A 4,212-nucleotide genomic window follows, 5' to 3' on the forward strand; every position below is an offset into this window, starting at 1 on the left:
TTTGATGGGGTAAGGCTCCCTGTAGACGACGGGGTTGATAGGCCGGAGATGGAAGCCCTGTGAGGGGTGGAGTTGACCGGTACTAATAAGCCGAGGGCTTGTCCTCAGGTGCTCGCGTCCACTGTGTGGTTCCCGGATAACAACCATGTTTCCGGTGGAACCAGTGCTCAACTGAAGAGTGTGCTTGTTCGCCAGTTGCTGTTTTGGTTGACCGTCGTTCGTGACGACGGGCATATCCGAAAGAGTTTCGGTGGTCATGGCGAAGGGGAAACGCCCGGTTACATTCCGAACCCGGAAGCTAAGCCTTTCAGCGCCGATGGTACTGCACGGGGGACCGTGTGGGAGAGTAGGTCGCCGCCGAACAATCTGTGAAGGGAACCCCGGTTCCCGGCGTACAGCCGGGAGCCGGGGTTCTTTTCGTTTTTCATATGTGTGTGGCGTCACGTGGTCCAGTGAACCCGGAGAGAGGCCCCACGCACCATTTCATGACAGGAGTCATCTCTCATGTCCGACTCTTTCGAAAACGCTTCTGAGAAGCGGAATACGGGCGACCGGGGCGGTAGCGGGTTCCGGGGGGACCGCCGGGGACGCGGTGGGGATTCCCGCGATCGTGGCGGCCGGAACGACCGCGACGACCGACGTGACAGGCGCACCGACCGTGGCGACGACCGCGGATCCTCGGACTACCGCCAGGGGCGGGCCGAGCGTGATGGCGAGCGTCGAGCCCGATTCCGTGATGACCGGCCGGGTGGTTTCCGGCGGGATGAGGGGGAGCGGCGTTCGTTCTCCGGGGACCGTGACCGTGGTCGGGGTGGCCGTCCTCCCTACCGGGAGAACCGTCCCCACCGTGACGACCGCCGCGATGACCGCCCCGGTGGTTTCCGGCGCGATGACCGTGACGGGCGTTCCTTCCCCCGCCGTGATGACCGGCCGGGCGGCTTCCGACGCGATGACCGGCGTGACGATCGGCCGGGCGGCTTCCGGCGTGATGACCGGCGTGATGACCGGCGTGATGACCGGCCGGGTGGTTTCCGGCGCGATGAGGGGGAGCGGCGTTCGTTCTCCGGGGACCGTGACCGTGATCGGGGTGGCCGTCCTCCCTACCGGGAGAACCGTCCCCACCGTGATGACCGCCGCGACGATCGGCCCGGTGGTTTCCGGCGCGACGACCGCCGCGACGATCGGCCCGGTGGTTTCCGGCGCGACGACCGGCGTGATGACCGGCCGGGCGGTTTCCGGCGGGATGACCGGCGTGATGACCGGCCGGGCGGCTTCCGGCGTGATGACCGGCGTGATGACCGGCCGGGCGGTTTCCGGCGGGATGACCGGCGTGATGACCGGCCGGGTGGTTTCCGGCGGGATGAGGGGGAGCGGCGTTCGTTCTCCGGGGACCGTGACCGTGATCGGGGTGGCCGTCCTCCCTACCGGGAGAACCGTCCCCACCGTGATGACCGCCGTGACGATCGGCCCGGTGGTTTCCGGCGCGATGACCGTGACGGGCGTTCCTTCCCCCGCCGTGATGACCGGCCGGGCGGCTTCCGGCGTGATGACCGGCGCGATGACCGGCCCGGTGGTTTCCGCCGTGATGACCGGCCGGGCGGCTTCCGACGTGATGACGGGGACCGGCGTTCGTTCTCCGGGGACCGTGACCGCGATCGGGGTGGACGCCCTCCCCATCGGGAGAACCGTCCCCACCGCGACGACCGCGACCGCCGTTTCGGTGGGGACCGCGGCGGTCGCGGCGATCACCGCTCCGGTGGACCCGGTGGCTACGGCCGCCGCGGGGAGGACGACCGTCGTGAGACGGGACGTGACCGCGAGCCGGTGCGCCGGCTCCCCATCCCCGAGGACGTCACGGGGGAGGAGATCGACCGCGAGGTGCGGCAGGAGTTGATGAGCCTGCCCAAGACGCTCGCGGAGGACGTGGCCCGGAACCTGGTGATGGTGGCCCGGTTGCTGGACGATGACCCCGAGGCCGCCTACGGCTACTCCCGGGTGGCCCTGCGCCTGGCCTCGCGGGTGGCCGCGGTTCGGGAGGCCGCCGGCTTCGCTTCCTACGGCGTCGCCAAGTACGCGGAGGCCCTGGCGGAGTTCCGGGCGGCCCGTCGGATGACGGGTTCGCCCCACCTGTGGCCCGTCATGGCCGACTGCGAGCGGGGGCTGGGGCGTCCGGAGCGGGCCCTGGCCATGGCCGGTGAGCCGGAGGTCGCCAAGCTGGACAAGGCCGGCCAGGTGGAGATGCGCCTGGTGGCAGCCGGTGCCCGTCGTGACATGGGTCAGAACGAGGCGGCGGTGGTGACCCTGCAGAGCCCCGAACTGGCTTCCCGCACCGTGCAGCCTTGGGCGGCCCGACTCCGTTACGCCTACGCCGACGCCCTGTTGGCCGTGGGGCGCGAGGAGGAGGCCCGCGAGTGGTTCGCCAAGGCCGTGGAGGCCGACCAGAGCGGAGCCACGGACGCCTCGGACCGGCTGGCCGAGTTGGACGGAGTGGAGTTCACGGACGCACTGGACCCCGAGGCCGAGGAAACGGACCTCGCCGATGCCCCCGACGAGGAAGCGGGGATGGGTACCCCGGACGCCGAGGAGGGCGAGGGCGACGCGGCGGTCCGGCCCGGCTCCGAGGAGCGGGGGAGCGGGACGCGTACGGAGCAGGAGCGACCCGTTCCGGAGCCCTCGGACGAGCTGGACGATCTCACCGACGAGCCCGACTATCGGGAGATCGGTCGGCAGTGATGCGCCGGTGGAGGTGGGCTCCCGGGAGCCCACCTCCACCTCAACGGCCCCGGGGGCGGAACAGTGACGCGTTCCGCCCCCGGGGCCGTTTCCGCGGGGTTCGGGTCACGGGGAGTTCTCAGACCTCGTCCCACAGCGGGCGCAGCACCAGGCCGGTGGCGGGTTTGGGACCGAAGGAGGTGGACTTCCGGGGCATGGTGACCCCCTGTTCGGCGAGTTCCCGCACGGTTCGCTCGGCCACGGGACGCATCAGCACCGCCGTGCCCCCGGCCCGGGCCGCGGCGGCCAGGGCGCTGTCCCGGTCGTGGAGATAGCGGATCTCCTCGGCGGAATCCGCCACCCCCCACACCACGGGTAGCAGGATCCCGTGCAGGACGGTGGCGTCCAGCAGGCGCCACGCCTCGGGACGGTCCCCGGGGATGCGGGCGGCGAGCAGCTCCGGCGCCGGGCGATCCACCAGGTGGGCCGTCGGTTCCCCCGTGCCCCCGGCCGGCCGTCCGTCGGTCAGCAGAAGAGCCGGACCGGGGGTGTCCCGCAGCAGGGCCGTCGCCTCCCCCGCGGGAAGGGCCGGCCCGACACGGAAGGCCTTTCCGGCCAGGGCGAGCGCCCGGTCGAGCGGGAGGCCCGGCAGCACGCGATGGATCGCCCGCACCTCCGGGGAGTGGCGGGTGGAGTCCACGAGGAGCACCAGACCGCGTCGTCGGGGGGAGTCGTCGGGGTCGCCCCCGGCGCCGCTCGGGTTCTCGTCCCGGAGGTGACGGTAGGCGGCCCACCGGTGGTGGCCGTCGGCGATCAGGGCGCGGCAGCGCGACAGGTCCGCGCGGATCCGGGCGTGGTCGGCGGGATCGGTGAGCGCCCACAGGCGGTGCCGCATCCCGTCGTCGGTGCGGATGTCCGTCAGCGGGGGACGGGCCGTCACCCGCTCGATGACGGTCGCGGTGGGGCCGCCGGGGGCCTCGGGGCCGGGCTCGCCCGGATAGGTCAGCAGGAGGGGCTCCAGGTGGGCCTCGGTGGTGCGCAGCAGGGCCGCCCGCTCGGCGACCACGTCGGGCATGACGTCCTCGTGCGGCAGTATCACCCCCGTCTCCGGGTCGGTGACCGGCACGGTGGCGATCACCCCGCGTTGGGAGAGGCCGTTCCCCTCCTGCGCGTAGACGTAGAGCGCCGGCTCGGCATCCCGGATCAGGACCCCGTCGCGCACCCATTCGTGCAGGGTGGCCCGGGCCCGGGCGTGCCCGTCCTCCTCGCCGCCGTTGCCGGGGAGCGTGAGGTGGACGATGTTGTGGGGGTCGGAGGAGCGCAGTTCGCGCAGGCCGTCGGGGCGCACCACGACGTCGTAGGGAGGGGAGGTCACGGCGGCCAGCCCGCCGACCCGGGCCGACGCGTAGCGGAGGGCACGGAACGGAGCCGGCTGGAGACCGTCGATACGCATTCCCGCATGGTATGTCCGGCGCGGGGCGGGTCCGCAGGGGGGAGGCC

The 4,212-nt window shown here is 72.0% G+C and carries 2 protein-coding genes, 2 rRNA genes and 1 pseudogene; 4 read left to right on the forward strand and 1 reads right to left on the reverse strand.

Annotated features, from left to right (window positions below):
- From FOE67_RS18450 to FOE67_RS18465, 4 genes and pseudogenes are all read left to right on the forward strand, one after another.
- Positions 1-106, forward strand: a 23S ribosomal RNA gene (locus FOE67_RS18450); the annotation flags it as partial.
- A 140-nt stretch (positions 107-246) separates the two neighbouring features.
- Positions 247-363 (forward strand): 5S ribosomal RNA (gene rrf / locus FOE67_RS18455).
- 747 nt (positions 364-1,110) lie between these two features.
- A pseudogene (locus tag FOE67_RS30815) lies at positions 1,111-1,704 on the forward strand (hypothetical protein); the annotation flags it as partial.
- Between the two features lie 174 nt (positions 1,705-1,878).
- Complete coding sequence (locus FOE67_RS18465) at positions 1,879-2,733, forward strand: hypothetical protein (protein WP_182665712.1); 855 nt, start codon at positions 1,879-1,881, stop codon at positions 2,731-2,733.
- 118 nt (positions 2,734-2,851) lie between these two features.
- Here the strand turns inward: FOE67_RS18465 and FOE67_RS18470 are convergent, their stop codons facing one another.
- Positions 2,852-4,165 (reverse strand): DUF1015 family protein, encoded by a 1,314-nt coding sequence (locus FOE67_RS18470; protein ID WP_182665710.1) that lies wholly within the window; start codon positions 4,163-4,165, stop codon positions 2,852-2,854.
- Between the last annotated feature and the right edge of the window lie 47 nt (positions 4,166-4,212).

Source organism: Streptomyces calidiresistens, assembly GCF_014141525.1.
Classification (GTDB): Bacteria; Actinomycetota; Actinomycetes; order Streptomycetales; family Streptomycetaceae; genus Streptomyces; species Streptomyces calidiresistens.